A 26,381-nucleotide genomic window follows, 5' to 3' on the forward strand; every position below is an offset into this window, starting at 1 on the left:
CGATCATGCCAGCCACGCGCTGACCTGCGGCCAGAGGCTGCGCTCGAAGCGATCGCGGAAGAACCCGAAATGGCCGATGCGACGCTCGCCGATGTCCTTGGGGGCGATGCGGCGCATCTCGGGATGGGCGCCGGCGTAGAAGCCGTGCAAGGATTCAGTGTTGCGACGGGACATGAACTCGTCGTCGGTGAATGCCAGCGAGAGCATGGGCATCGACAGCGACGCGTACTGCGCGCGCAAGGCGTCGCCGCCCTCGCCCATCATGTACTCGCGATCCAGGCACCAGCGGCGCCACTGCGCCATCACGCCGCGCGGCAGGTCGCCGACCTTGCGCAGCTTGCGGCCCGGGAAGTAACCGAAAGCCGGCAGCGCCAGCGGGACCACGACGTACCAGAGCCACCAGACGTAGCGGCGCAGACCGATGGAGTTCTCGCGCCAGTAGCCGCTGCCGCAACCCACCGTCACGGCACGAGAGACGCGCGATCGGTTGGGGAGCATGCCGAGGATCTGGCCGCCCAAACTGTGACCCAGCCAGTGGATCTCGCGACGGTCGCCGAGCAGGCGGTCGAGGTGCGACAACGCAGCGGCGGCGTCGCGCTCGGCCCAGGTGTGGATGTCGGCTTCAAGCCCTCGCAAGGAGCGCTTCATCGCGTCCGGACGCGAGGCGCCCATGCCCCGGTAATCGAAGCTCAGCACCAGCCAGCCCTGCTGCGCCATCCAGCGCGCGAAGGCGGCGTAGTAACGCTGCTCCACACCCATCGCCGGAGCGATCAGCAATCCCGCCTTCGCGGTCGCCGCGTCGCCGTACAAATGGCCTCGAAGCTCGAAGCCATCCTCCGCTCGGAAACTGATCATCGCGATCTCCCCGGCAAGCTATTCGAGAGGGTCTCCGTACTTCCACCGCCGCTGGCCCTCACCCCTACCCTCTCCCGCAAGCGGGAGAGGGAGTAAGAGGCCTCATGACTGCGGCGAGCCCGCGCGCTGCGTGCGCCCCTCACCCCTGCCCTCTCCCTCAAGCGGGAGAGGGAGCCACCCCAGTGCTCCTGCTCCGAATGGCTCGGTGCATTCTCACTCCCTCTCCCGCTTGCGGGAGAGGGCGGGGGTGAGGGCCAGCAGCCGGCGAAGTACGCCGGCTGCGGCGTTTACAGACGCTCGATGATGCCGGCCGCGCCCTGGCCAGCGCCGACGCACATGGTGACCATGCCGTACTTTCCGCCGGTACGACGCAGGCCATGGATGACCGACGCCGCGCGGATCGCGCCCGTCGCGCCCAGCGGGTGACCCAGCGCGATCGCGCCGCCGTTGGGGTTCACCTTGGAACGGTCCAGCACGATGCCCTTGCTGTCCAGATCGTTCAGCACAGCCAGCGATTGCGCGGCAAACGCTTCGTTCAACTCGATCCAGCCCAGATCCTCGGCCTTGATGCCAGCCAGCTTGAGCGCCGCCGGAATCGCCTCGATCGGGCCGATGCCCATGATCTCGGGCGGCACGCCGCGCACGGCGAAGGACACGAAGCGCGCCAGCGGGGTCAGGCCGAAACGCTTGACCGCAGCTTCAGAGGCCACGATCAGCGCGCCCGCGCCGTCGGAGGTCTGCGAGCTGTTGCCGGCGGTGACGCTGCCCTTGGCGGCGAACACCGGCTTGAGCTTGGCCAGACCTTCCATCGACGTGTCCTTGCGCGGACCTTCGTCGGTGTCGACGATGCGGCTCTTGACGATGACGCCGTCGCCGTTCAGGTCGGGCTGACGGTCCTTCAGTTCGAACGGGGTGATCTCGTCCTTGAAGAAGCCGCCTTCGATCGCGGCCAGCGCGCGGCGATGCGATTCCAGCGAGAACTCGTCCTGCGCCTGGCGCGAGACCTTCCACTTGTCCGCGACCTTCTCGGCCGTCAGACCCATGCCGTAGGCCAGGCCGATGTTCTCGTCGCGCTCGAAGATCGCAGGCGGGAACGAGGGCTTGTTGCCGCCCATCGGAACCATGGACATCGATTCGACGCCGCCGGCGATCATCACTTCGGATTCGCCGACGCGGATGCGGTCCGCGGCCATCGCCAGGGCGGTGATGCCCGAGGCGCAGTAGCGGTTGACCGTCACGCCGCCGACCGTGTTCGGCAGGCCCGACAACACGGCCGCGACGCGGGCGATGTTCATGCCCTGCTCGCCTTCGGGGAAGGAGCAGCCGATGATGGCGTCCTCGATCACCGACGGGTCCAGGCCCGGCACCTGGGCCATGGCGGCCTGGATGACGCGCGACAGCATCTCGTCCGGACGGGTGTTCTTGAAGTAGCCCCGGCCCGACTTGCCGATGGGCAGACGGGTGGCGGCGCAGATGTAGGCGTCTTGAACTTGCTTGCTCATGATGGATTCCTTGTGTGCCGCTCGGATCAGTTGCGGACCGGCTTGCCGGTTTGCAGCATGCCCATGATGCGTTCCTGGGTCTTGGGGTGCTCGAGCAGGCTGCAGAAGTGCTTGCGCTCCAGCGACATCAGGTATTCCTCGGTCACCAGCGAGCCGGCTTCGACTTCGCCGCCGCAGACGACGTCGGCGATCAGCGAGGCCAGGTGGAAGTCGTGCGCGCTGATGAAGCCGCCGTCACGCATGTTGGCCAGCTGGGCCTTCACCGTGGCGATGCCGGAACGGCCCGCGACCGGGAACTTGGCCTTGAGCGGGGCGCGGTAGCCGGAGTCGGCCATCGCCTTGGCCTGGGCCGTGGCGACGTACAGCAGCTCGTCCTTGTTGGGGACGATGATGTCGCTGTCGAGCAGGTAGCCCAGCTTCTGCGCTTCCAGCGCGGAGGTCGCCACCTTGGCCATCGCGGCGTTGGTGAAGCCGTCCTTGAGGAAGGCGAAGATGTCCGCGTTGGCGTTGCCGGCCGAGGCCATCTCCGCCGCGCGACGCGCGATGTAGGTCAGGCCGCCGCCGCCCGGGATCAGGCCGACGCCCACTTCCACCAGGCCGACATAGGACTCCATGTGCGCGACGCGGCGGGCGCAATGCACCGCCAGTTCGCAGCCGCCGCCCAGCGCCAGGCCGCGCATCGCGGCGACGACCGGGACGTTGGCGTAACGCACGCGCAGCATCATGTCCTGCAGCTTCTTCTCTTCCGGCGCGATGCCCTTGGCACCCTTGCTCATGAAGACGGGCATCAGCGCCTCGAGGTTGGCGCCGGCGGAGAACACGTCGTCCGGCGACCAGATGACCAGGCCCTTGTACTTGGCCTCGGCGATCTCGACGGCCTTGAGCAGGCCTTCGGTCACGGTCGGGCTGATGAGGTGCAGCTTGCAGTGGATCGAGGCGATCAGGACTTCGCCGTCCAGCGACCAGACGCGGACTTCCTCGTTCTTGAACTCTTCGGTGCCGGCCTTGAGCGGCTCGACGGCGCCTTCGCCGACCAGCGACTCGGGGAAGGCCTGGCGCTCATAGACCGGCAGCTTGGCGCGCGGCTTGAACTTGCCTTCGGCGGCGCTCCACGAGCCGTCCTTCGAGTGCACGCCGCCGTTCTCGGCGACCGGGCCTTCGAAGACCCAGGCGGGCAGCGGCGCGCTCGACAGCGTCTTGCCGGCGTCGATGTCGGCCTTGACCCACTCCGCGACCTGCTTCCAGCCGGCGGCTTGCCACAGCTCGAACGGGCCCTGCTGCGAGCCGAAGCCCCAGCGCATGGCGAAGTCGATCTCGCGCGCGGTGTCGGCGACGGTGTCCAGATGCACGGCCACGTACTGGAAGGAGTCGCGCAGGATGGACCACAGGAACTGCGCCTGCGGGTTGCTCGATTCGCGCAGCAGCTTGATGCGGTCGGCGGCCGGCTTCTTCAGCATGCGTGCGACGATCTCCTCGGCCTTGCCGCCGCCGGCGACGTACTCGCCGGTGGCGAAGTCCAGGCGCTGGATGTCCTTGCCGACCTTCTTGTAGAAGCCCGCACCGGCCTTCTGGCCCAGCGCGCCCTTCTCGATCAGGCCCGCCAGCACCTTGGGCGTGGCGTAGGTCGAGTAGAAGGGGTCGTCCTTCAGGTTGTCCTGCATCGTCTTGACGACGTGCGCCATCGTGTCCAGGCCCACCACGTCCGCGGTGCGGAAGGTGCCCGAGGAGGCGCGACCCAGCTTCTTGCCGGTCAGGTCGTCGACGACGTCGACGGACAGGCCGAACTTCTCGGCCTCGATCATCGTGGCCATCATGCCGGCGATGCCGACGCGGTTGGCGACGAAGTTGGGCGTGTCGTTGGCGCGCACGACGCCCTTGCCCACGGCCGAGGTCACGAAGCTTTCCAGCTGATCGATGACTTCAGGATTGGTGGTCGGCGTGTTGATCAGCTCGACGAGGTACATGTACCGCGGCGGGTTGAAGAAGTGGATGCCGCAGAAGCGCGGCTTGATGGATTCCGGCAGGACTTCCGACAGCTTGGTGATCGACAGGCCCGAGGTGTTGGACGCCACGATTGCGTGCGGCGCGACGAACGGCGCGATCTTGGTGTACAGGTCCAGCTTCCAGTCCATGCGCTCGGCGATGGCCTCGATGATCAGGTCGCAGTCCTTGAGCAGCTCGAGGTGCTCTTCGTAGTTGGCCTGCTGGATCAGCGCGGCGTTCTCGGCCACGCCCAGCGGCGCCGGCTTGAGCTTCTTCAGGCCTTCGACCGCCTTGGTCACGATGCCGTTCTTCGGGCCTTCCTTCGCGGGCAGGTCGAACAGGACGACCGGCACCTTCACGTTGACCAGATGGGCGGCGATCTGCGCGCCCATCACGCCGGCGCCGAGCACGGCGACCTTGCGAACTTGGAATCGACTCATGGTTTCTCCGATGAACATCCCGAGGATGTAGGAATGTGGTTTGTACGGCGCGCTCATGTCGGCGCGTCCATCGATGGCTTTATTCGACGCGGATCCAGGTCTGCGTGCGGCCCAGCATCGGCATGCCGATGAAACCGCGGACCTCCAGCTTCTTGCCTCCGTCGACCGGACGCAAGCGGACGCGATAGACCTTGCCGTTGCCCGGGTCGAGGATGTCGCCGCCGTCCCAGAGCGCGGCGTCGCCGGTGTTCTTCTTGACGCCGCGCAGGATGGTCAGGCCGAGGATGGGCTGACCCTTGCGCTCGTCGCTGCATTCGTCGCACTTGGCGTCCTGCTTGCTGGCGTCGGTGATCTTCTCGATCTTGCCGGTGAGCACGCCGTTGACCTCGCTGATGCGGACCGTCGAACGCTCCTGCTTGGTGTCGTCGTCGATGGTCTTCCAGACGCCCACGGGGGTGGTGACCGTCGCGGCGGGCGCCGAGGCCTGCGCGAGCGCGAGATTGGCGGACATGCCGAGGCCCAGGGCGACGGCGGTGGCGAACAGCGGTTTCATCGTGTCTCTCTCCGGTTTTTTATGGAATGCGGGTGGCGACGTCTGCCGGTGAACGCGGGCGCCCCGCTCGAGGGGGCGCCCGTGACGCTGTCTTCAGAACAGCGCCTCGTCCATTTCCATCAGCGGGTTCAGACCGGCGCGCGCGGTGCGGATCAGGCTCGCGGTCTCGGGCAGCAGCTTGGCGAAGTAGAAGCGCGCGGTCGCAAGCTTGGCGGTGTAGAACGGATCGCCCGAGTCCTTCTTCTCCAGCGCCAGCTTGGCCATGCGCGCCCACATGTAGGCGAAGCACAGGTGACCGACGACGCGCAGGTAGTCCACCGCGGCGGCGCCGACTTCGTCGGGGTTCTGGAAGGCCTTCATGCCGATCTCGGTGGTCAGCTTGGTGACCTTGTCGCCGATGTCGGCCAGCGGGTTGATGAACTCCTGCATCGCTTCGCTGGTGCCCTCTTCCTCGACGAACTCGGCGATCTTCTTGCCGAACTTCTTCAGCGTCGCGCCGTTGTTGCCCAGGATCTTGCGGCCCAGCAGGTCCAGCGACTGCACGGTGTTCGTGCCTTCGTAGGTCATGTTGATGCGCGAGTCGCGCACGAACTGCTCCATGCCCCACTCGTGGATGTAGCCGTGGCCGCCGAAGACCTGCATGCAGTGCGAGGTGGCGATCCAGGCGTTGTCCGAGATGAAGGCCTTGATGATGGGCGTCAGCAGGGCGACTTCGTCCTCGCAGGCCTTGGCCTCGTCGGCGTCGTCGCTGGCCAGCGCCTTGTCCAGCTGCAGCGCGGTGTAGGCCGACAGGGCGCGGCCGCCTTCGGCGTAGGCGCGCGCGGTCAGCAGCATCTTGCGGACGTCGGGGTGCACGATGATGGGATCGGCCGGCTTGTCCGGCGACTTCGGACCCGACAGGGCGCGCATCTGGATGCGGTCCTTGGCGTAGACGACGGCGTTCTGGTACGCGACTTCGGTCAGGCCCAGCGACTGGTTGCCCACGCCCAGGCGGGCGGCGTTCATCATCACGAACATCGCCTGCAGGCCCTTGTGCGGCTGGCCGACCAGCGTGCCGACGGCGCCGTCCAGCACGATCTGCGCGGTGGCGTTGCCGTGGATGCCCATCTTGTGTTCCAGGCCGCCGCAGTAGACCGGATTGCGCTCGCCCAGCGAGCCGTCGGCCTTGACGTTGAACTTGGGCACGACGAACAGCGAGATGCCCTTGGAGCCTTGCGGCGCGTCCGGCAGGCGCGCCAGCACCAGGTGGATGATGTTCTCGGCCAGGTCGTGCTCGCCGGCGGAGATGAAGATCTTCTGGCCGGTGATCTTGTAGCTGCCGTCGGCCTGCGGTTCGGCCTTGGCGCGCAGCAGGCCCAGGTCGGTGCCGCAATGCGGTTCGGTCAGGCACATGGTGCCGGTCCACACGCCCGAGGTCAGCTTGGGCAGGTAGGTGGCCTTCTGCTCCGGCGTGCCGTGCGCGTGCAGCGCCTCATACGCGCCGTGGCTCAGGCCGGGGTACATCGTCCAGGCCTGGTTGGCCGAGTTCATCATCTCGTACATGAACTGGTTGAGCAGGACCGGCAGGCCCTGGCCGCCGTATTCAGGATCGCACGACAGCGCGGGCCAGCCGCCCTCAACGTACTGCGCGTAGGCTTCCTTGAAGCCCTTGGGCGCCTTGACCTCGTGCGTGGTCTTGTCCAGCGTGCAGCCTTCCTGGTCGCCCGACAGGTTGATCGGGGTCAGGACTTCCGAGGCGAACTTGCCGCCCTCTTCCAGCACCGCGTTGATGGTGTCCTCGTCGATCTCGGCATGCGCGGGCAGCAGCTTCAGCTCGTCGACCGCGTGCAGCAGCTCGTGCAGCACGAACTGCATGTCGCGCAGGGGCGGGTTGTACTGGGGCATGGGGGCTCTCCTGAGGAATGGTTCTATGAAAAGGATCGGAAGGCGATCGGAAGTGTCCCGCCCCGCTCAGGCGCGCTTGCGGCCGGGAACCGGAGTTCCTGCGACGGCAGCAGCGGCGGTGGCGGGATGAGGAAGGGTCTGCCGCGTCTCGGCGTCGGCCTTGCGGCCGGCCGGCGTGGCGAAGCTGCCGAGGATGCGCTCCAGGCCCGTGCGGGCCCGGGCCAGCGCGCCGTCGCTGCGCAGGAAACGCGCATCGTGATGCAGCGAGAGGATCAGGCCGTGCATCTCGAAGAGCACCTGGTCCGGATCGGCGTCCGGCGCCAGGTGGCCGACTTCCTGCGCCAGCAGGATGGCCTTGCGGATGGCGGCGTGCCAGTCGCGCACCATGCCGACCAGCGCGTCGCGCACCGGACCGGGCCGGTCGTCGAATTCGACCGCGCCGCTGATGTAGATGCAGCCCGAGTCGACCTCGACCGAGGTGCGATGCACCCAGCGCTCGAACAGCGCGCGCAGGCGCGGCAGGCCGCGCGGCTGGCGGATCGCGGTGTAGAAGACTTCTTCTTCGAACTTGGCGTGGTACTCGCGCACCACGGCGATCTGCAGTTCCTCGCGCGAGCCGAAATGGGCGAACACGCCGGACTTGCTCATCTTGGTCACATCGGCGAGCGCGCCGATGGACAGCCCCTCCAGCCCCATGTGCGAGGCCAGACCCAGCGCCGCGTCGAGGATCGCGGCTCGGGTCTGGGCGCCCTTGTGCAGCGAGCGCGAGCCGCTGCGCGACGAGGCGATCGGCTTGGCGCCCGCAGGCTTGGCGGAGGTGAAGGAGGAGGTGGACACGGTGCCCGGAATAATAAAACGAACGATCGTTCTATTTTGAGCAGTTCCGGGCCGGAAACGCAATCCTTGACCACCCCTTTTTAGTGATGACCGACTAAAAAACTTCCCCGGGTTTACCCGCACCCGTGAGTGCCGACTTCTCTGCGACGCTGGGTCACCCGCGGGACGCGGGCGCCCGAGTGACCTTGGGCGATGCGGGCCCGCCGGATGCCGGCATAGACTGGCACAAACAGGGAGCCAGAAGAATGCACAAGCCATCGAATGGCGCGATGGGCGTGAATGGCACGAGCGGCGCGGCTGGAACGGCTGGAACGGTCGGCGCGGCTGGCGCGATGGGCGTCCTCCGGGTGCTGGTGTGCCGGGTGCAGTCCCGGCTGTGCGGCCTGCCCCTGGACGCCGTCGAGGAGACCCTGCGCCCGCAGCCCCTGCGACCGCTGGCGTCGCCGGTCGTCCATGTGCCGGGTCTGGCGCGCATCCGCGGCGACTGGGTGCCGGTCGTCGACCTGACCGGGCTGCTCGGCCTGGCCCCCCTCGCGGGCGCCAGCCAGGCGCGCCGCTATGTGGTCGTGCGCGCCGGCGAACGCCGCGTCGCGCTGGCCGTGACCGAGGTGCTCGGCCTGCAAGCCCTCCCCGCCGACGGCGTCCGCGCACTGCCCCCGCTGCTGCGGGATCGCGAACACGGCGCCATCGCCGCGCTGGCCGAGCGCGACGACGACCTGATCGCCGTCCTCGACCAGGCCCGGCTGCTGCCGGCGGACTCGCTGGCCTCGCTGCACAACGTCACCGGTCCGGCCGGCGACACGGGTTCGCCGCCTCGCGCAGAGGCGGGCCCATGACGCGCGCCGCGCTGGCCGCGATCGACTTCTCCGCGTTGCTGCCGCGGCTGCGCGTGCTGCTCGCCGCCCGGCTCGGGCTTCACTTCGACGAACGACAGGATGACCGGCTCGCCGCGGCGCTCATGCGCGTCGCGGGGCCGGTCAGCCCAGAGCGCTTCCTCGACCAGATGGAGCTGGCGCCCACGCGCGCCCGGCTCGACGCGCTGGCGGCGGAACTGACCGTCGGCGAAACCTTCTTCTTCCGGCATGCGGAGCAGTTCGACGCGCTGCGTTTCGACCTGCTGCCGGCCATGGTGCGCAGCCTGTCGGGCGACGCGCACGCCGCGTCGGGAAGCGCCACCGCACAGGTCGGCGGGCAGAACGGCGGACAGCTCGGCGGCCCCGGACGGCGGCTGCGGGCGCTCTCCGCCGGCTGCGCCAGCGGCGAGGAGGCCTACACCCTCGCGATCACGCTGCACCGCGCCGGTCTGCAGGCGCAGGGCATCGACTGGGGCGTGCTGGCGGTGGACCTGAACCCGGCCGCGCTGGCACGCGCCGCGGCGGCCCGCTACGGCGAATGGAGCCTGCGCGCGACGCCGCAGGATCAGCGGGACTTCTGGTTCCACCGCGTCGAGCCCGGCGTGTGGACGCCGCTGCCGGCGATCCGCGAGCACGTGCGCTTTGCGCAGCGCCATCTCGGTCAACCCGACGCGATGTTCTGGGCGCCCGGCAGTTTCGACATCATCTTCTGCCGCAACGTGCTGATCTACTTCGAGCCCCAGGCGCTCCGCCAGGCGATCCGCAATCTCACCGGCGCGCTGGCGCCGGGCGGCGCGCTCTTCCTCGGTCACGCGGAAACCCTGCGCGGCAAGGACGTGGCGCAGGAAGCCGGTCTGGTGCTGCGGCAGGCGCACGGCTGCTTCTTCTACCGGCGCGAGGCGCCCGAGAACGCCCGCGCCTGGCCCTTGTCATGGTCTGCAGCAGCCGCCACGGCCACCGAGCCGGACGCCGGTGCCAGCGCCCGCGCCGCTGGACGTGATGCCGACGCCGGCCTCATCCCGCCGGGCGAAGCCTCTTCCGCCCGGGGGTCCGGCACGGACGACGTGGAGGCGTCCCGGGTCTCCGCCGGAACGGACAGCGACGCCGACCAGACCCTGCTCGACGAGGCCCTGCATCTGATCGAGGCCGGTCAGGTGGAGGACGGCCTGCGCCTCTGCGCGCGGCTGATCACGCCCGGCACACCGGCCGCGCTGCAGGCCGAGGGCCTGTTCCTGCACGGGCTGGCGATGGAGGAACGCGGCCAGTTGCCCGCCGCCGAATGGCACCACCAGCGCGCGGCCGCGAAGGACGCCTCCTTCGCGCTGCCGCACCTTCGGCTGGGCCTGCTCGCGCGACGCCGGGGCGAGATCATCGCCGCGCGCCGCGAGCTGCGCCGTGCGCTGGAGTTGCTGGACGACGAATCGACCGGACGCCTGCGCCGTTTCGGCGGCGGCTTCGACCGCGACGACCTGCGGCGCCTGTGCCGCGACGAGATGCAGGAGACCCGCGCATGACGCAAGCGTCCCGCGAGCTGCTCGCCGAATGGCGTGAGGCCTTCGACCGCTCCTTCGGCGAACCCCGCCGCCACGCCGACGACGAGGCGGTGCTCGACGTGCTGGGCATACGGATTGCCGGGGCCCCGTTCGCCCTGAACTTGGCCGACCTGGCCGGACTCACACCCGCCATGCCCGCCGCCCCCTATCCCGCCGCCGCCCCCGGGCTGCTCGGACTCGCCGGTCACCAGGGCCAGGTCTTGCCGCTGTACGACCTGCAGGCGCTGATCGGTCGCGGCCACGCGGGCGACGTGCGCTGGTGGGCCATCGCCCGCGCCGCGCCGCTGGCGCTGGCCTTCGAGGGCTTCGACGGGCAATGGCGGCTCGCCGCCGGCGACCGGCTGCAGCAGAACGACGCCGCCGGCACCGGCTGGGCCGTGCGCTGCGGGGGCGCGCTGCGCCCGCTGATCGAGCTCGACGGACTGATCGCGGCCGTCACCGCAAACTCGACGGCAGCGACGACCACATCGACATCGACATCGATGACAACAAGCGCCGGCGCCGCCGGCCGATGACAGGGAGACCCGTGCCATGTGGACCTTCGGAAGAAAGCTGTCGGTGGGCTTCGCGCTGTCCTTCGCGCTGCTGCTGCTCATCGGGATCCTGTCCTACCGCGGCGTGGACGTGCTGACGCAGACCAGCTACCAGGTCAGCCGCACGCACTCGGCGGTGGGCCACATCGGCGCGGTGATGAGCCTGATGAAAGACGCCGAGACCGCGCAGCGCGGCTACCTGCTGACCGGCGACGAGGCCTACCTCGAGCCCTATCGCGGCGCGGTCGCCAACGTGCCGCGCGCCTTGGCGGAGCTCAAGCCGCTGCTGCGCGACAACCCTGCGCAGCAGACCCGGTTCAGCCAGGTGGCCACCATGATCGACGGCCTGATGCAGCTGCACAAGGAGCGCATCGAATCGCGGCGGGTCAGCGGCCTGGAAGTCACCTTGAAGACGGTCGCGCTGGGCGAAGGCAAGCGTCGCATGGACGAGCTGCGCGCGGTCGCCGGCCAGATGGAGGAGGAGGAGAACGACGTCCTGCGCGAGCGCGCGAGGGACGTCGAGTCCACCGCCACCACGGTGCGGGCGGCCATCGTCTGGGGCACGGTGGCGGGCGCGCTGCTGGTGCTGATCGCGGCGCTGACGCTGAGCCGCGCGCTGAGCGGCCAGGTCGGCACGGCCGTGAAGCACGTGCAGCGCTCGTCGGCCGAGCTGCAGGCCGCGGCGAACCAGCAGGCGGCCGGCGCGCGCGAGACGGCGACCTCGATGACCGAGATCTCCACCACCATCTCCGAACTGCTCGCGACCTCGCGCCAGATCGCCGACAGCGCGCAGCGCGTCGTCGTGATCGCGGAGCAGACCGCCGGCCTGGCGCGCGGCGGCGACGGCACGCTGCAGTCGGCGCGCGAGAGCATCGCGGCGATGCGGCGGCAGATCGACCTCGTCGTCGACCACATGCTGGACCTGGGCCGCAAGTCGCAGCAGATCGGCGTGGTGCTGGACCTGGTCGGCGAACTGGCCGAGCAGACCAACATCCTGGCGATCAACGCCACGATCGAGGCCACCGTCGCCGGCGACGCCGGCCGGCGCTTCAGCGTCGTCGCGGACGAGATCCGCAAGCTCGCCGACCGCATGACCGCGTCGACCAAGGAGATCCGGCTGCAGATCGACGACGTGCGCGGCGCGGTCAACACCACGGTGATGGCGACGGAGACCGGCTCCAAGGCCGTCGACGCCGGCGCGCGCCAGTTCGACGACGTCGCCGCGAGCTTCGCCAAGATCGCCGGCCAGGTCGTCACGACCACCGACGCGGCGCGCGAGATCGAGCTCTCCACCAAGCAGCAGGCCACCGCGGTCGAGCAGCTCAACGTGGCGCTGTCCAACACCGCGCAGGCATCGCGCGAGACCGAGGCCAGCTCCGGCCAGACCTCGCAGACGGCGACCGAGCTGGCGGAGATGTCGCGCGACCTGCTCCGTCTGGTGCAGGCGCAGCCGACCTGATCGCCCGCCCCGCGAAGCCCTCCGAGCCCAGACCCCGAACAGAAACACCCGCGCCGTGGCCAAGGACCCCTACCGCTTCTTCCGCGTCGAAGCCCGCGATCTGCTCCGGCAGATGAGCGAGGCCGTGCTTGCCGCCGAGCAGGCGCCCGCGCCGGACCTGCCCGCGCGGCTGCTGCGGCTGGCCCACACGCTCAAGGGCGCGGCCAGCGTCGTGCGTCTGCCCGCGATCGCGGCGCAGGCGCATGCGATCGAGGACCTGCTGACGCCGCTGCGCGACAGCGGCGAGGCGCCCGGACGCGCCGAACTCGACGCGCTGCTCGCGCTGTTCGACGCCGGGGAGGAGTCGATCACGGCGCTCGATGCGCCTGCGACGGGCGCACCCGTCGCCAAGGACAAGGCGTCGCCTCCCGCTTCGATTCCGAAGACCGAGGCCACGACCCTGCCGGCACCCGCCACACTCGCCGTACCAGCCGCGCCCGACGCAGCAGGCGCAACAGCCGCACCAGGCTCATCCGAGCCGGAGCCGGTCGACGATCCCGTCGGCGCGATGCTGACGATTCCTCAATTGGTGCCTGAAGAGCTCGACGGTCTGCTCGCCGACATCGCGCGCACGCAGGGCCACCTGGCGCCGCTGGAGCGTGCCGGGATGCTGCTGCGCGAGTTGCGCGGCGCGCTGCAGGGTCAACAGGAGATCCTCGCCGGTCCGCTGGCGCGCATCGAAGACCAGATCGAGCGCGGCGCGCGGCAGCTCGCCCGCGAACTCGTTTCCCTGCGCGACAGCGCCGAGCAGTTGCGCCTGCTCCCGGCGTCCCAGCTCTTCGCCCCCCTGCAACGCGCCACGCGCGATGCGGCGCGTTCCCAGGACAAGCAGGCGCGGCTGACCGGCCACGGCGGCGACGTGAAGCTGGAGGCGGCGCTGCTCAATGCCATCTCCGCCGCGCTGGTGCAGATGGTGCGCAACGCCGTGGCGCATGGCATCGAATTGCCGGCCGATCGCGTCGCCGCCGGCAAGCCGCCGCAGGGCCGCATCGAACTGCGCATCGAGCGGCGCGGCCGCGAGGTGCTGTTCTGCTGCTCGGACGACGGCGCCGGACTGGACCTGGACGCCGTGCGACGCACCGCCATCGACAAGGGCGTCGCCGGCGCGGCCTATCTCGACGACGAGGCCCTCGTCGAACGTCTGCTGCGCGGCGGCCTGAGCACCGCGCGTCGCGTCGACTCGCTGGCGGGCCGCGGCGTCGGCATGGACCTTGTGCGCGACACGGCCGACCGTCTCGGCGGCCGGCTTTCGCTGCGCAGCCGGCGCGGAGAGGGCACCACCGTCGAGCTTTGCGTTCCACTTCAGCTGGCCGCGCTGCGCGCCATCCGCCTGTGTGCCGGCACCGTGTCGGCCTGGGTCCCGCTCGAAGCGGTCGAATGCGTGCTCCAGCGCCCGGAGTTGAACGGCTCGCATGTGGCCGTCGGCGACGAACTGCTGCCTCATCTCTCGCTCGCCGAAGCGCTGCGTCCCGGCGTCGCGGCTCCGCCGCCGCGCTCGGCGCTGGTGCTGCGCGCCGGCGGTCAACGCGCCGTGCTGGGCGTGGATTCGCTGGACGGCGTCACCAGCGTCGTGCTGCGGCCGCCGCCGGCGCTGCTGCCCGCGTCGCCGCTCATCTCCGGCCTGGCGCTGGACGCGGCGCAGCAGCCCGTGCCGGTGCTCGCGCCCGAGGGCCTGATCGCCGCGGCGCGCCAGTCCCGGCCCCGCCCGGTGGCGGCGCCGGCCCGGACCGGCACCATCCTGGTCATCGACGACTCGCTCACCACGCGCATGCTCGAACAGAGCATCCTCGAAGCCGCGGGGTACCGCGTGCACATGGCCGCCTCCGCCGAGGACGGCCTCGAAGCCGCCAAGCGCGAGCGTTACGCGCTGATCCTGTGCGACGTGGAGATGCCCGGCATGGACGGATTCGAATTCATGACCCGCATCCGTGCCGACGCCGCGCTGCGCGACATCCCGGCGGTGCTGGTGACCTCGCGCAACGCGCCCGAGGACCTCGCCCGCGGCAAGGCCGTCGGCGCGGACGGCTACATCGTCAAGGGCGAGTTCGCGCAGAACGAGTTCCTGGCGCAGGTGGCGCGGCTGGTCGCGCGCTCGTCGGGCGCGGCCCAGGCGGCCCAGGCCGCCGCGATCGCCGCGCCGGCGCAGGGAGCCTCGGCATGAGCGGCATCGGCGGCGGCAGCGCGGGCGGAGGAGCAGGCGGCGGTATCGGCGGTGTCGGCGGTGTCGGCGGTGTCGGCGGTGTCGGCGGCATCGGCGGCCTGGGCGGCAGCGCGCCGCCGTCGACGAAGACGCTGCGCGTGCTGGTGGTCGAGGACTCGATCACCGTGCTGGCCCACATCCGCGAGGTGCTGGCCGCGCAGAGCGACATCGAGGTCGTCGGCGAGGCCCACGACGGCGCGACGGCCGTGGCGCTGTGCCAGCAGCTGCGGCCGGACGTCGTCTCGATGGACATGATGCTGCCCGGCATGAACGGCCAGGAGGCGACCGAGGCCATCATGGCCCACTGCCCGACGCCCATCCTGATCGTCTCCTCGTCGACCAACCGCGGCGAACTGCTGCGCACCTACGAGGCGCTGGCCGCCGGCGCCGTCGAGGTGCTGGAGAAGCCCAACGCCAGCCAGCCCGAAGGCGAATGGGAACGGCGCTACGTGACGCTGCTGCGGCTGGTGGCGCGGATCCGCGTCATCACGCACGTGCGCGCGCGCATCGGCGGACGACCCGCCGCGAAGCCGCCGGCCCCGCCGCCGACGCCGCGCCGCGCCGTGCTGGCCCTGGGCGCGTCCACCGGCGGTCCCGGCGCGCTGATGAAGGTGCTGCAGGCGCTGCCCGCGCCGGCGCCGCTGCCGGTGCTGATCGTGATGCACATCAACGCCGTGTTCAGCCGAGGCTTCGCCGAATGGCTGGACGCGCAGACGCCGCACCGCGTGCGCTACGCCCACGGCGGCGAGCGGCTGCGCGACCTCGCGGGCCAGGTGGTGCTCGCGCCGCCGGACGTGCACATGATCGTGCGCGGCGGACAGATCGAGCTGGTCCACACGCCGCCGCGGCATTCGTGCCGGCCGTCGGTGGACGAGCTGTTCGAATCCTTGGCCGCGGAGAACGGCCCGGGCGTCGCGGCGGCGCTGCTGACCGGCATGGGACGCGACGGGGCCGCGGGCCTGCTCGCGATCCGCCGGGCCGGCGGCGCGACGCTGGCGCAGGATGAAGCCAGTTCGATGGTCTACGGGATGCCGCGCGAGGCTGCCCAGTTGGGCGCCGCCGAGCGGGTGCTGACGTTGACCGACATCGGCCCCGCCCTGTTGGGCTTGAGCGGTATGGCCTGGGGAGGAGCCCACACATGAACAAGAGAACCCTGATCGTCGAGGACAGCCTGACGGTCCGCATGGACCTGCGGGAAGCGCTCGAGGACGCCGGCTTCGACTGCGTCGAATGCGCGACGCTGGCGCAGGCCCGGGCCGCGCTGGCCGAGTCCATGCCGGCGCTGGTGCTGCTGGACAACCAGCTGCCCGACGGCGACGGCGGCAGCTGGCTGGCCGAGCTGCGCGCCACGCCGCAGGGCGGCGCCGACTGCGTCGTGCTGATCCTGTCCAACGCCTCGCAGGCCAGCGACCGGCTGCGCGGCATCGCGCACGGCGCGGACGAATACGTCGGCAAGCCCTACGACCGGGGCTACGTCGTCGACCGCGCCCGCGAGCTGGTGCGGCAGCGCCAGGCGCGCGTGCTGACGCCGGAGCCGCATGTCGCCTCGGTGCTGCTGATCGACGACAGCGAGACCTTCCGCGAGGCGCTGTGCGACGCGCTGGAGCCGCACGGCTACGACATCTACATGGCCGCGCACGGCGAGGAAGGCCTGCGCCAGGCCGCCGCGCTGCGGCCCAACGCGGTGATCGTCGACCAGCACATGCCGGGCATCGACGGCGCGGCGGTGATCCGCCGGCTGCGGCTGGATCCGGCGCTGCGCCACACGCCCTGCCTGCTGCTGACCGCGGACGAAGGTCCCGAGGCGGAACTGCGCGCGCTCGAAGCCGGCGCGGACGCCTTCGCGCGCAAGCAGGACGACGTGGACCTGATCCTGGCGCGCGTCGCCGCGATGCTGCGCAGCGCCAAGTCCAGCCTGCCGGAACAGGGCGCGAGCCTGTCGGGCCCCAAGCGGCTGCTGCTGGTGGACGACAGCGCCAACGTGCTGGCGGAGCTCGGCGCGACGCTGCGCGACGACGGCTACGACGTGATCGCCGCGGGCACCGGCGAGCTGGCGCTGGAGCTGCTCGCGGTGCAGCCCGTGGACGCCGTGCTGCTGGACGTGCAGATGCCGGGCATCGGCGGGCTGGAGACCTGCCGGCGCATCAAGGCCGCGCCGGCGCTGCGCGACATCCCGGTGGTGCTGCTGACGGCCTTCGAGGGACGCGCGTCGATGCTGGCCGGCCTGGAGGCCGGCGCCGACGACTACGTCGTCAAGGCCAACGGCGAGGTCGAGCTGCTCAAGGCGCGGCTGCGCGCGCAGCTGCGGCGCAAGCAGTTCGAGGACGAGGCCCGCCGCGTCCACGCCGAGCTGCACAGCAGCGCGATGGAGGCCGCGGAAGCGCGCGCGGCGCGCGACCTCGCCGACAGCCGCGCGGAGCTGCTGGCCGTGCTGCAGCAGCGCAACGACGCGCTGGAGCAGCTCAACGCCGAACTCAGCCGCGCCAGCAGCGCCAAGACCGCCTTCCTGTCGACGATGTCGCACGAGCTGCGCACGCCGCTGAACGCGGTGATCGGCTTCGCGCAGCTGATGCGCGACGGCGCCGCGGGCCCCGTCAGCGACCGGCAGTCCGAGTTCTGCAACCACATCCACAACGCCGGGCAGCATCTGCTGTCGCTGGTCAACGACCTGCTGGACATGGCCAAGATCGAGGCCGGCCGCGTCGACCTCGACATCGAGCCGGTGGAGCTCGACGAGCTGCTGCGCGACGCGCTGGCCATCGTCCAGGAACGCGCGCGGCTGAACCGCATCCAGATGGACTTCTTCGGCGTGGGCGGCGGCCAGCGGCTGTGCGTCGACCGCCGCCGGCTGCGGCAGATCATCTACAACCTGCTGTCCAACGCCGCCAAGTTCACGCCCAAGGGCGGCAACATCCGGCTCGAGGCGCGTCGCGTGACGCGGGTCCGCGCCCGCGAGGCGCTGCCGGGTTTCCCGGACGGCCGCCGCTCGGAGCTGCCCGACAGCGAGTACGGCGAGTTCATCCAGATCAGCGTCACCGACAACGGCATCGGCATCCCGCCGGAAGGTCTGGACAAGCTGTTCCAGCCCTTCAACCAGGTGCGCAACGTGCTGACGCACAAGGTCGAGGGCACCGGCCTGGGCCTGGCGACGGTGGCGCGCCTGGTGCAGCTGCACGGCGGCGCGGTGGCGGTGAGCAGCGCGCCGGACAAGGGCAGCTGCTTCACCTGCTGGCTGCCCTGGCGCGATCCGACGGTGCCCGACGTCATCCTGCCGGACGAGCCCAGCGCGAGCCCGCTGGCCCTGGTGATCGAACACCACGAGCCGGCCGCCGCGCTGATGCAGACGCAGCTGAACGCGGCGGGTTTCCGCGTCCGCCACGTGGCGTCGGCCGAGGCGGCGCTGGAACTCGCGCCGCAGCTGCGGCCCGACCTGATCACGCTGGAGGTCAACCTGCCGGGCGGCCTGGACGGCTGGGAGCTGCTCTCGCGCCTGAAGAACCTGCCGGGCTGGGCGCACATCCCGGTGGTGGTCGTGTCGGTGGACGCGGGACAGGAGGTGGCGCTGTCGCTGGGCGCGTCGGCGGTGCTGCACAAGCCGGTGTCGCGCAAGGCGCTGAGCAAGGAGCTGGAGATGCTCGGCTTCAAGCCGACGGCCACGCGCAAGTTCCTGGTGCTGGCGATCAGCGACGCGCCCGGGGATCTGCAGTCGCTCAGCGCGCACCTGTCGCAACCGGGCTTCTCGGTGCTGCGAGCGACCGGCGGCAAGGAAGGCATCGAGCTGGCGCGCCGCCACGTGCCCGACCTGATCGTGCTGGACCTGCTGATGACGGAGGTCGACGGCATCGGCGTCGTCGAGGCGCTGCAGCGCGATCCGCTGACGGCGGCGATCCCGGTGATCGTCGTGGCGGCCTCGCAGCTGACGACGCGCGACCGCGAGCTGCTGAACCGGCACGTGCAGCGCGCGACGCGCGATCCGGCCGTGGACGGCGTGTCGGCGGAGCCCGCCGCAGGATCGTCCGGCGCGCCTGGCGCCCGCGGGCCCGCGAATCCTCAGGGACACTTCATGGACGAGGTCAAGCGCGCGATCAGCCGCACGAGCTGGGGCGACCTCGATCCGCTGGACGAATGACCACGAACGGACCGTGTGACGAGGGAGACACGACATCACGATGCAAGCGACCGCGATTCCCATGACCATCGTCCTCGTCGAGGACTCGCTGACCATCCGCCGGCAGCTGCTGCAGCGGCTGGACACGGTGCCCGGGCTGCGCGTGGTCGGCGAGGCCGCCGACGAGAGCACGGCCCTCACGCTGATCGGCCACCTGCGGCCGGACGCCGTGCTGCTGGACCTGTCGCTCGCGCACGGCGGCTCGGGGCTGGCGGTGCTCAAGGCGCTGCGCAAGCAGGGCTATGCGGGGCAGGTGCACGTGCTCTCGCACCAGACCGACGCGTACCGCGCGGCGGTGCTGGCGGCGGGCGCGAACGGCTTCTTCGACAAGGCCGAGGAACTCGACGTGATGCTGCGTCACCTCACCGGCCAGCCCGAAGTGCCCGCGCCGGAGCCGCTCTCCCCCGCTGCGCTGCGGGAACGGCTCGACCAGACGGTGAAGCTCGCGATGCGGGACGGCTCGGAGGTCGTCGTGCACGTGATCGCGGGGCCGGCGGCCTCGCTGCCGCCGCTGGCGGCGCAACTGATCGTCGGACTCGAGCACGGCGATCTGGTCGGCTGGAGCGGCGCCCCGGGCGATGCGCAGCTCTGCGTCGTGCAGATCGACAGCGACGACGCGCCGTCGATGCGGGAGCGGCTGGACGCCCTGGCCCCCGACACGCGGCTCGGACAGGCCCGGCTGCCGGACGACGCGCTCTCCGCGGGCGGGCTGGTCGCGGTCGCGGAGCTCCGGGCGCTGGGGAAACTGCCGTCCTGACCCGGTGACGAGCGCATGACCGGGCGGGCTGACCCGAAAGAGTCAGCTCATCCTGGTCATTTCCCGACTTGAACCTCTGGCATCGGGCGCCTAAGTTCGGCGAACAGCTGAAATAACGTCTCGGCGGCGCCACCGTGCCCGTCGGGCACTTGAGTTGCCCCCTCCGACTGGATTACTCTCCGTCGCAGGAGGTCAACGACCGTGGACGTTCTCCAACTGGACATCTCGGGCCGACCGCAGGCCTGGATCTCGTCGAAGGAAGCGGCGGTGCTGTACGCCAGCGACGCCATCGCGTGGACGCTGGGCGAGCCCTTCCACGTCCTGCGCGGCGGGTACCAGCGGCTGACCGGCCTGCAATCGCGCATCGAACTGCACCCCATCGTCGCGGTCCGCGGCGCGGTCCCGAGCCGCGCGTGGCGCCAGGCGCCGGCGCTGTCCAACTTCAAGCTCTTCGCGCGGGACCGCCATGTCTGCGCGTACTGCGGGCACGTGCTGCATGCGGACCTGCTGACGCGGGAGCACATCCAGCCGGTGTCGCGCAACGGCCGGGACACGTGGATGAACTGCATCACCGCCTGCCGCGCCTGCAACGGCCGCAAGGGCAACCGCACGCCGGAAGAGGCGCACATGGCGCTGCTCTACCTGCCCTACGTGCCCAGCCTGCACGAGGACATGATCCTGCGCGGCCGTCGCATCGTGGCCGACCAGATGGAGTTCCTGCTGGCGAGCGTGCCCAAGTCGTCGCGGCTGTATCCCACGTAGGACGCCGCGGCGCGCCGTGACGCACTGCGGCAGTCCATTGCGCCGCTCAGGGGACCTGCAGGTCCTTGAGGTCCTTCATGCCTCGTAGAGGTCCTCCACGCGGATCGGCAGATGCCGCACGCGCCGGCCCGTCGCGTGGAACACCGCGTTGGCGACCGCCGCGGCCACGCCCACCATCACGACCTCGCCCAGGCCCTTCACGCCCTGCGGATTGAGCCTGGGATCGGGCTCGTCGATGAAGTCCACATCGATGCGGCCGATGTCGGCGGCGACCGGGATCACGTACTCCGCCAGATCGGCGTTGAGGAACCCGCCGTGACGCGGGTCCACTTCGCTGATCTCGCGCAGCGAGGCGCCGATGCCCCAGACCACGCCGCCTTCGACCTGGCTGCGCGCGGTGCGACGGCTGATGACGCGACCGCAATCGATGACGCTGGCACACCGCGCGACACGGATGCGGCGCGTGGTCGGTTCGACGTGGACCTCGATGAAGTGGGCGGCGTAGCTGAACGCGACGAAGTCCGGATACACCGGTCCCGCCGCCGCGGGCAGGCCGCCGTCCAGGCGACCGAAGACCTGCTCCGGCTGCCCCGGCGCGCGCGTCTGGCTGCGAGCTTCCGCGACCTCCTGTCCACTGGCCTTCAGCAGGTCGAGCAGGCTGCCGCCGCCGTTCGCACCGGCCTTGGCGCGCAGGTCCTCCATCAGCCGACGGCACGCCTCCTCGACGGCCGGCAGCGCGGTGGCCGTGCCCCACGACCCGGCCGTGACGTGCTGCGGCGCGACCTGCGTGTCGCCGATGCGGATCTCGATGGCACCGACCGGTGCGCCGGTCAGGCGCGCCACGCTGGTGGCGATCGCGGTGCGCATGCCCTGACCCATCTCATGGCCGCCCACCGACACCTGCAGGCGGCCGGAGGCCTCCAGCCGCACATGGGCCCGTGCGGGCGCGGAAGCGGCCTTGTAGGCGCCGATCGCCACGCCCAGGCCCACCAGCGTGCCGTCAGGCAGCGTCATCGAGCGCGGCGCTGCGCTGCGGCGTTTCCAGCCGATCAGATCGGCCCCACGTCGCAGGCAGGCACCCACGTGGCGCGACGAATACGGCTTGCCGGTCAGCGGATCGGCGGTGCCGTCGTTCAGCAGCCGCAGCGCGACCGGATCGATGCCGGTGGCGGTCGCCAGCTCATCCATGGCGAGTTCGAAGGCGAAGACCGAAGGATGCTCGTGCGGGCCGCGCATGAACCCCGGCGTCTGGACGTCGGTGCGGATCAGCCGGTCGGCGCTGCGGAAGTGCCTGATGTCGTAGAGCCGCGCGGTGGTGTCGCTGCCGGTCGAGGGGAAGAAGTCGTGACGCGAGGTCTGCTGGTCCGTCTCGTGGATCGCGGCCAGCACGCGCCCCTGCCGGTCGGCGCCCAGGCGCACGCGCTGCACGCTGCGCGGCCGGAAGGAGCTGTTGTGGAAGAGCAGCGCGCGCGGCACGACCAGCTTCACCGGCCGACCCAGCCGGCGCGCGGCGATGGCGACCAGCACCGTCTGCGATTGCAGCGAGTTCTTCTGACCGAAGCCGCCGCCAATCGTCGGCGACATGACGCGCACCGCCGACGGCGGCAGGCCGAGCTGACGCGCCAGGCCGTGGCGCACGGACTCGGCGTTCTGCGTGGGTTCGTGGACGACCAGCGTGTCGCCGTCCCACAGCGCCAGCGTGGCGATCAGCTCCATCGGGTTCTGATGCTGCGCCGGCATCTGCGCCGTGACGTCGATGCGCACCGGCGCCTGCGCGAAGGCCGCGTCCGCGTCGCCGAGGCGCTTGTCGGCGAGGAACGGGAGCGGCAGCGCCGCAGGCTGCCCGATCGTCTGAGCGCCGGGCGACTCCGGCGTGGCGGCGACCGGAGCCGGCGTGATGCGCGCCGAGACGCGCCACGCGCCTTCACGCGCGGCCTCGAGCGAGTCCGCGACGACCAGCGCGATGTACTGGCCGCGATAGGCCACGTCGGCGCTCGCCAGCGGCTGCAGGCTCTGGAAGCCGAAGCCGCCGCCCATCAGGAAACCGGCACCCTGCAAGGGCCCGATGTTGGCGTGCGTGAGCACGAGCCGCACGCCCGGCACGCGTTCCGCCGCGGCGATGTCGATCGCGTCGATGCGCCCACGGCCGACGGGCGCCGGCACCAGCGCGGCATGCAGCACGCCGGCGGGGACTTGATCGGCCGCATAACGCGTCGCGCCGCGCACCTTGTCGCGTGCATCGACGCGCTCGGGGCCTTCGCGGCGTCGGGAGGAGGAAGACGTCGCCATGTCAGAGCCTTTCCTTGGATTGCATCAGCGCGTCGGTGAGCGTGTCGATCCCGAGCGCGACCTTGAAGCGGTTGTGCGGCAGCGGCCGCGCGTCGGCGAAGACCAGCTCGGCCGCCTGACGCGCCGATTCGCGAGTCAGCGCGCGACCACGCAGGTGGCGCTCCGCCGCGACGGCGCGCCAGGGCCGCGTGGCGACGCCGCCCAGCCCGATGCGCACGTCGATGACCTGCCCCGCCGCCATCTGCAGGCCGACGGCGGCCGACACCAGCGCGAAGGCGTAGGACTCCCGGTCGCGGACCTTGTGATAGACCGAGGCCTTCATCGCCGGCGAGCGCGGGATGCGGATCGCCACGATCAGTTCATCGGGCGCCAGCTGCGTGTCCAGGTGCGGCGTGTCGCCGGGCTCGCGATGCAACTCGCCGAACGGGACGCTGCGCGCGCCGCGCGGGCTGCGCAGGTCGACCACCGCGTCGAAGGCGATCAGCGCGATGGCGAGGTCGCCGGGATAGGTCGCGACGCACTGGGGGCTGCCGCCGAACAGCGCATGGCCGCGGTTGGCGCCCTCCAGCGCCGAGCAGCCGGAGCCGGGCTCGCGCTTGTTGCAGGGATAGGCGGGCGTGCCGCGGAAGTAGGCGCAACGGGTGCGCTGCAGCAGGTTGCCGCCCAGCGTGGCCATGTTGCGGATCTGCTGCGACGCGGCTTTCCACAGCGACTCGCTGAGCGCGGGGAATTCGCTGCGCACGCGCTCGTGGTCGGCGATCTCGCCCATCGTCATGCCGGCGCCGAAGCGCCATTCGCTGCGGCCGAGGTCGATGGTGCGCAGGTCCTGGCAGCGCGTCACGTCGATCAGCGCGGTGGGCGCCTCGACGTTCAGCTTCATCAGGTCGAAGAGCGTGGTGCCGCCGCCGAGGTAGCGCAGGCCGGGCGCCTCGTCCGCGGCGCGGCGCGCCAGCACGGCGTTCGCGCTGTCCGGGCTGCCGTAGCTGAAGTCACGCATGGTCGCCTCCCTTCATCCGCTGGGCGCCGTCGCGCACCGCTTCGAGGATGGCGACATAGGCGCCGCATCGACAGAGGTTGCCGCTCATGTATTCGCGGATCTGGTCGTCGGTCTGCGCATGGCCTTCGCGCACGCAGGCGATGGCGGCCATGATCTGGCCGGGCGTGCAGTAGCCGCATTGCAGCGCGTCGTGATCGATGAAGGCCTGCTGCATCACGTGCAGCGCGCCGTCGGCGCGCTCCAGCCCTTCGATCGTGCGGACCTCGCGGCCGTCGCACTTCGCCGCCAGCGTCAGGCACGACGCCACGCGGCGGCCGTCGATGTGCACGGTGCAGGCGCCGCACTGGCCGTGGTCGCAGCCCTTCTTGGTGCCGGTCAGCTGCAGGTCTTCGCGCAGCACGTCCAGCAGCGAGGCGCGCGCCTCGATCCGCAGCGAATGCGGACGGCCGTTGACCACGACCTCGCAGCGCGGCGCACTCGTGGGCGGTGCCGCGGCGGGACCGGACGCGGCGCATCCAGCGGTCAGCGCTGGACCCGCAACGCTCGCGGTGGTTACCATGAACGCTCGGCGATCGAGGGTCGTGGCGGAGGAGGAGTCGCTCATCGGAGGGTCCTTCGACAGGGGGAATGCGCGAGCCTAGAGGCGCGTGAAGAGCCTGTGAAGTACGCACTTTTCGGGCGCCTGATTACCCGCCGGTAACCTTTGGACCCCGCCGTGACCACACCGACCTCCCCTGCCGCTTCCTCGCATCACTTCGTTCATCCCCACAGCGGCGAGCCGCTGGATCCCGAGATCGAGGCCGTGGTCCGCGACATCATCGGCAGGGTCGCGGACAAGTGGTCGCTCATCGCGCTGGAGGTGCTGACGGAGCATGGACGGCTGCGTTTCACCGAGGTCCGGCAACGCGTCGGGGCAGTGAGCCAGAAGGTGCTGACGCAGGTGCTGCGCGGGATGGAGGAGGACGGCCTGCTCACGCGCACGGTGCATGCGGAGGTGCCGCCTCGCGTGGAGTACGAGCTGACGTCGCTGGGACGCGAATTGAGCCGCGCGCTGTGTGGCGTGTGGCAATGGGCCGAGCGCCATCGGGACGAGATTGCACAGGCGCGGCAGCGCTTCGCATCGCGCACCGACGGCAAGGCCGCCCGGAGCGCCTGAGCCCGTCCTTCGCCGGGCGAAGGATTTGCCCGTGTCGACGGTGCAGTCGTCCGTCCCTGCTTAAGAGCCCCCAAAGCCGCCTGCGGTAGAGTCTCCCTGTGCCGCCTTGACGGGCGGCGGGGCCGATGGCGGCGAGGTAAAGACTTGTTGCGTGGTCAACCCGGACCTCCGGTTGTTCGTTGGCCGTGCATCGATTGGAGAACTGAGATGAAGAAGCTGCTGATTGCCACGATGGTGGTGGCCCTGGCCGCCTGCACGACGACGAATCCCGACGTGGTCCAGCGCGGCGACGCGCAGCGCCTGTCGCAGGTGCAGGACGCCACGGTGCTGTCCTGGCGTCCGGTGACGGTGGACGGCTCGCAGAGCGGCGTCGGTGCCGTCGCGGGCGCGGTGGCGGGCGGCGTGGCCGGCGGCAGCGTCGGCGGCAGCCGCGAGGGCGTGATCGTCGGCGTGCTGGGCGCGGTGGCCGGCGCGGCGCTGGGCAATGCGGTGGAGCGCAGCACGACGAAGGAACAGGCCGTCGAGATCCTGCTGCAGCTGCGCAACGGCGAACGCCGCGCGATCGTCCAGGCGCAAGGCAACGAGAACTTCGCCTCCGGCGAGCCGGTGATCATCGTCACCACCGGCGGCAAGTCGCGCGTGATGCGCGCGCCGGCGGCGACGCGCACGAACTGAGCGCTGCTCAGGCGAGCGTTGCTCGCTCATCACGACGAAGGGGCCTCGCGGCCCCTTCTGTCGTTTCTGGTTCTGACATCAGCGAGCTGATCGCGACTCAGACCTCCATTGCAGTCATCGCTCTTCCTTAGAAGTGTGGATGAAAGAGGTTCTTCAGCAATGCTTTGGGTTTGTTCTCGGAGAACCTCCTGCAGAACTTGGCGGGATGAACAAACGTACCTCCTTCATCCTGCCCCGCCATCCTGACCCCTGCCCCGGAATGCCCGTTGAACGCGGGCCCGCCGACGAGGGAGTGGGATGGTGGGTTCCCGAAATCAAGCACACCTGCCTGGCGAAATACATCGACGGCACGCGCAAGGCCCAGACGAAGTTCCCGCGTCGTGTCCTGATCGACCCGTTCTGCGGCCCCGGCCGCGTTCAGATAAAGGGGGAGCAGGACACTCGCGACGGCGGCGCGATCGTGGCATGGCGGCAGTCCGTCGCCTCGGGGTGTCCTTTCACGCATGTCTTCGTGGGCGATCTCGAGCAACTGAGCCGCTTGAAGTGCGTGGACTTCGCCGTGCACTTCAGCCTCATGGACCTGACACGCAATGTCGACATGGAACTCGATCCCAAGCGTGATCGGTTCGCTGAGGCCGCGCCCGATTGGCGCCTCAACATGCCGAACGGTTTGTCGAAAGCGAGCCTCAAGGACTGGTTCTTCGACTACTGGTGCGGGAAGATTCGTGGACTCGGCATGACGATCAGCGACGTGATGCCGCTGATCGAATCCGAAGGCCGAGCGATTTACCGCCTGGTCTTCTTCAGCAGGAATCCGTTCCCGGAACGGATCTGGAACGACGTCGCAAAGAGTCCCAACCTGTCGCTACCCTTCTGATCAATCGC

General features: G+C 70.4%; 21 protein-coding genes. 12 read left to right on the forward strand and 9 right to left on the reverse strand.

The features are described from left to right. Positions 1 to 3 precede the first annotated feature (3 nt). The 6 genes from ACQZ13_RS24195 to ACQZ13_RS24220 all read right to left on the reverse strand — a co-directional run bounded on the left by ACQZ13_RS24195 (position 4) and on the right by ACQZ13_RS24220 (position 8,054). Positions 4 to 855, reverse strand: a complete 852-nt coding sequence (locus tag ACQZ13_RS24195; RefSeq protein WP_431048425.1) for an alpha/beta hydrolase family protein — start codon at positions 853 to 855, stop codon at positions 4 to 6. A 287-nt stretch (positions 856 to 1,142) separates the two neighbouring features. Then, complete coding sequence (locus tag ACQZ13_RS24200; protein WP_088406167.1) at positions 1,143 to 2,357, reverse strand: acetyl-CoA C-acyltransferase; 1,215 nt, start codon at positions 2,355 to 2,357, stop codon at positions 1,143 to 1,145. A 26-nt stretch (positions 2,358 to 2,383) separates the two neighbouring features. Then, entirely contained in the window at positions 2,384 to 4,780 is a 2,397-nt protein-coding gene (locus ACQZ13_RS24205; RefSeq protein WP_431048426.1) for a 3-hydroxyacyl-CoA dehydrogenase/enoyl-CoA hydratase family protein, read from the reverse strand. A gap of 79 nt (positions 4,781 to 4,859) precedes the next feature. Beyond that, entirely contained in the window at positions 4,860 to 5,333 is a 474-nt protein-coding gene (locus tag ACQZ13_RS24210) for a DUF2147 domain-containing protein (RefSeq protein WP_431048427.1), read from the reverse strand. Positions 5,334 to 5,426: 93 nt separating this feature from the next. Beyond that, the gene (locus ACQZ13_RS24215; RefSeq protein ID WP_431048428.1) at positions 5,427 to 7,217 is read right to left on the reverse strand and encodes an acyl-CoA dehydrogenase C-terminal domain-containing protein; all 1,791 of its coding nucleotides are present in this window, start codon (positions 7,215 to 7,217) and stop codon (positions 5,427 to 5,429) included. A gap of 66 nt (positions 7,218 to 7,283) precedes the next feature. Beyond that, the gene (locus ACQZ13_RS24220) at positions 7,284 to 8,054 is read right to left on the reverse strand and encodes a TetR/AcrR family transcriptional regulator (protein ID WP_431048429.1); all 771 of its coding nucleotides are present in this window, start codon (positions 8,052 to 8,054) and stop codon (positions 7,284 to 7,286) included. A gap of 245 nt (positions 8,055 to 8,299) precedes the next feature. Between ACQZ13_RS24220 and ACQZ13_RS24225 the strand changes: the two genes are divergently transcribed. The 9 genes from ACQZ13_RS24225 (at position 8,300) to ACQZ13_RS24265 (ending at position 20,379) form a co-directional block, all read left to right on the forward strand. Next, complete coding sequence (locus tag ACQZ13_RS24225) at positions 8,300 to 8,890, forward strand: chemotaxis protein CheW (protein WP_431048430.1); 591 nt, start codon at positions 8,300 to 8,302, stop codon at positions 8,888 to 8,890. After that, positions 8,887 to 10,422 carry a CheR family methyltransferase gene (locus ACQZ13_RS24230; RefSeq protein WP_431048431.1) on the forward strand — a complete coding sequence of 512 codons (1,536 nt, stop codon included), beginning with the start codon at positions 8,887 to 8,889 and terminating at the stop codon, positions 10,420 to 10,422. The genes ACQZ13_RS24225 and ACQZ13_RS24230 overlap by 4 nt, the downstream gene beginning before the upstream one ends. Continuing rightward, on the forward strand, positions 10,419 to 10,976 hold the full coding sequence (locus tag ACQZ13_RS24235) for a chemotaxis protein CheW (protein WP_431048432.1): 558 nt from the start codon (positions 10,419 to 10,421) through the stop codon (positions 10,974 to 10,976). Before ACQZ13_RS24230 ends, ACQZ13_RS24235 begins: the two co-directional genes overlap by 4 nt. A 16-nt stretch (positions 10,977 to 10,992) precedes the next feature. Next, positions 10,993 to 12,453, forward strand: a complete 1,461-nt coding sequence (locus ACQZ13_RS24240) for a CHASE3 domain-containing protein (protein WP_431048433.1) — start codon at positions 10,993 to 10,995, stop codon at positions 12,451 to 12,453. A 55-nt stretch (positions 12,454 to 12,508) separates the two neighbouring features. Beyond that, positions 12,509 to 14,653 (forward strand): hybrid sensor histidine kinase/response regulator, encoded by a 2,145-nt coding sequence (locus ACQZ13_RS24245; RefSeq protein WP_431048434.1) that lies wholly within the window; start codon positions 12,509 to 12,511, stop codon positions 14,651 to 14,653. Continuing rightward, complete coding sequence (gene cheB, locus ACQZ13_RS24250; protein ID WP_431048435.1) at positions 14,650 to 15,834, forward strand: chemotaxis-specific protein-glutamate methyltransferase CheB; 1,185 nt, start codon at positions 14,650 to 14,652, stop codon at positions 15,832 to 15,834. The genes ACQZ13_RS24245 and cheB overlap by 4 nt, the downstream gene beginning before the upstream one ends. After that, a complete protein-coding gene (locus ACQZ13_RS24255) occupies positions 15,831 to 18,821 on the forward strand; it encodes a response regulator (RefSeq protein WP_431048436.1) in 2,991 nt (996 codons plus the stop codon). Before cheB ends, ACQZ13_RS24255 begins: the two co-directional genes overlap by 4 nt. 61 nt (positions 18,822 to 18,882) lie before the next feature. Beyond that, a complete protein-coding gene (locus tag ACQZ13_RS24260) occupies positions 18,883 to 19,617 on the forward strand; it encodes a response regulator (RefSeq protein ID WP_431048437.1) in 735 nt (244 codons plus the stop codon). A 201-nt stretch (positions 19,618 to 19,818) separates the two neighbouring features. Next, a complete protein-coding gene (locus tag ACQZ13_RS24265) occupies positions 19,819 to 20,379 on the forward strand; it encodes an HNH endonuclease (RefSeq protein ID WP_431048438.1) in 561 nt (186 codons plus the stop codon). Positions 20,380 to 20,454: 75 nt separating this feature from the next. On the opposite strand, the gene ACQZ13_RS24270 is transcribed toward ACQZ13_RS24265, so the two are convergent. Genes ACQZ13_RS24270 through ACQZ13_RS24280 form a run of 3 tightly spaced genes read right to left on the reverse strand, consistent with a single transcriptional unit; the run spans position 20,455 to position 24,269 of the window. After that, positions 20,455 to 22,668 (reverse strand): xanthine dehydrogenase family protein molybdopterin-binding subunit, encoded by a 2,214-nt coding sequence (locus ACQZ13_RS24270; protein WP_431048439.1) that lies wholly within the window; start codon positions 22,666 to 22,668, stop codon positions 20,455 to 20,457. 1 nt (position 22,669) lies between these two features. Beyond that, positions 22,670 to 23,665, reverse strand: coding sequence for an FAD binding domain-containing protein (locus ACQZ13_RS24275; protein WP_431048440.1), 996 nt, complete (start codon positions 23,663 to 23,665; stop codon positions 22,670 to 22,672). Beyond that, positions 23,658 to 24,269, reverse strand: a complete 612-nt coding sequence (locus tag ACQZ13_RS24280; protein ID WP_431048441.1) for a (2Fe-2S)-binding protein — start codon at positions 24,267 to 24,269, stop codon at positions 23,658 to 23,660. Before ACQZ13_RS24280 ends, ACQZ13_RS24275 begins: the two co-directional genes overlap by 8 nt. Before the next feature lie 111 nt (positions 24,270 to 24,380). On the opposite strand from ACQZ13_RS24280, the gene ACQZ13_RS24285 reads away from it, so the two are divergent. The 3 genes from ACQZ13_RS24285 to ACQZ13_RS24295 all read left to right on the forward strand — a co-directional run bounded on the left by ACQZ13_RS24285 (position 24,381) and on the right by ACQZ13_RS24295 (position 26,373). After that, a complete protein-coding gene (locus ACQZ13_RS24285; RefSeq protein WP_431048442.1) occupies positions 24,381 to 24,821 on the forward strand; it encodes a winged helix-turn-helix transcriptional regulator in 441 nt (146 codons plus the stop codon). 207 nt (positions 24,822 to 25,028) lie between these two features. After that, a complete protein-coding gene (locus tag ACQZ13_RS24290; RefSeq protein ID WP_088406184.1) occupies positions 25,029 to 25,496 on the forward strand; it encodes a glycine zipper 2TM domain-containing protein in 468 nt (155 codons plus the stop codon). 205 nt (positions 25,497 to 25,701) lie between these two features. Continuing rightward, a complete protein-coding gene (locus tag ACQZ13_RS24295) occupies positions 25,702 to 26,373 on the forward strand; it encodes a three-Cys-motif partner protein TcmP (protein WP_431048443.1) in 672 nt (223 codons plus the stop codon). Positions 26,374 to 26,381 lie beyond the last annotated feature (8 nt).

Source organism: Roseateles sp. L2-2, assembly GCF_050613215.1.
GTDB classification, from domain to species: Bacteria; Pseudomonadota; Gammaproteobacteria; order Burkholderiales; family Burkholderiaceae_C; genus Roseateles; species Roseateles noduli.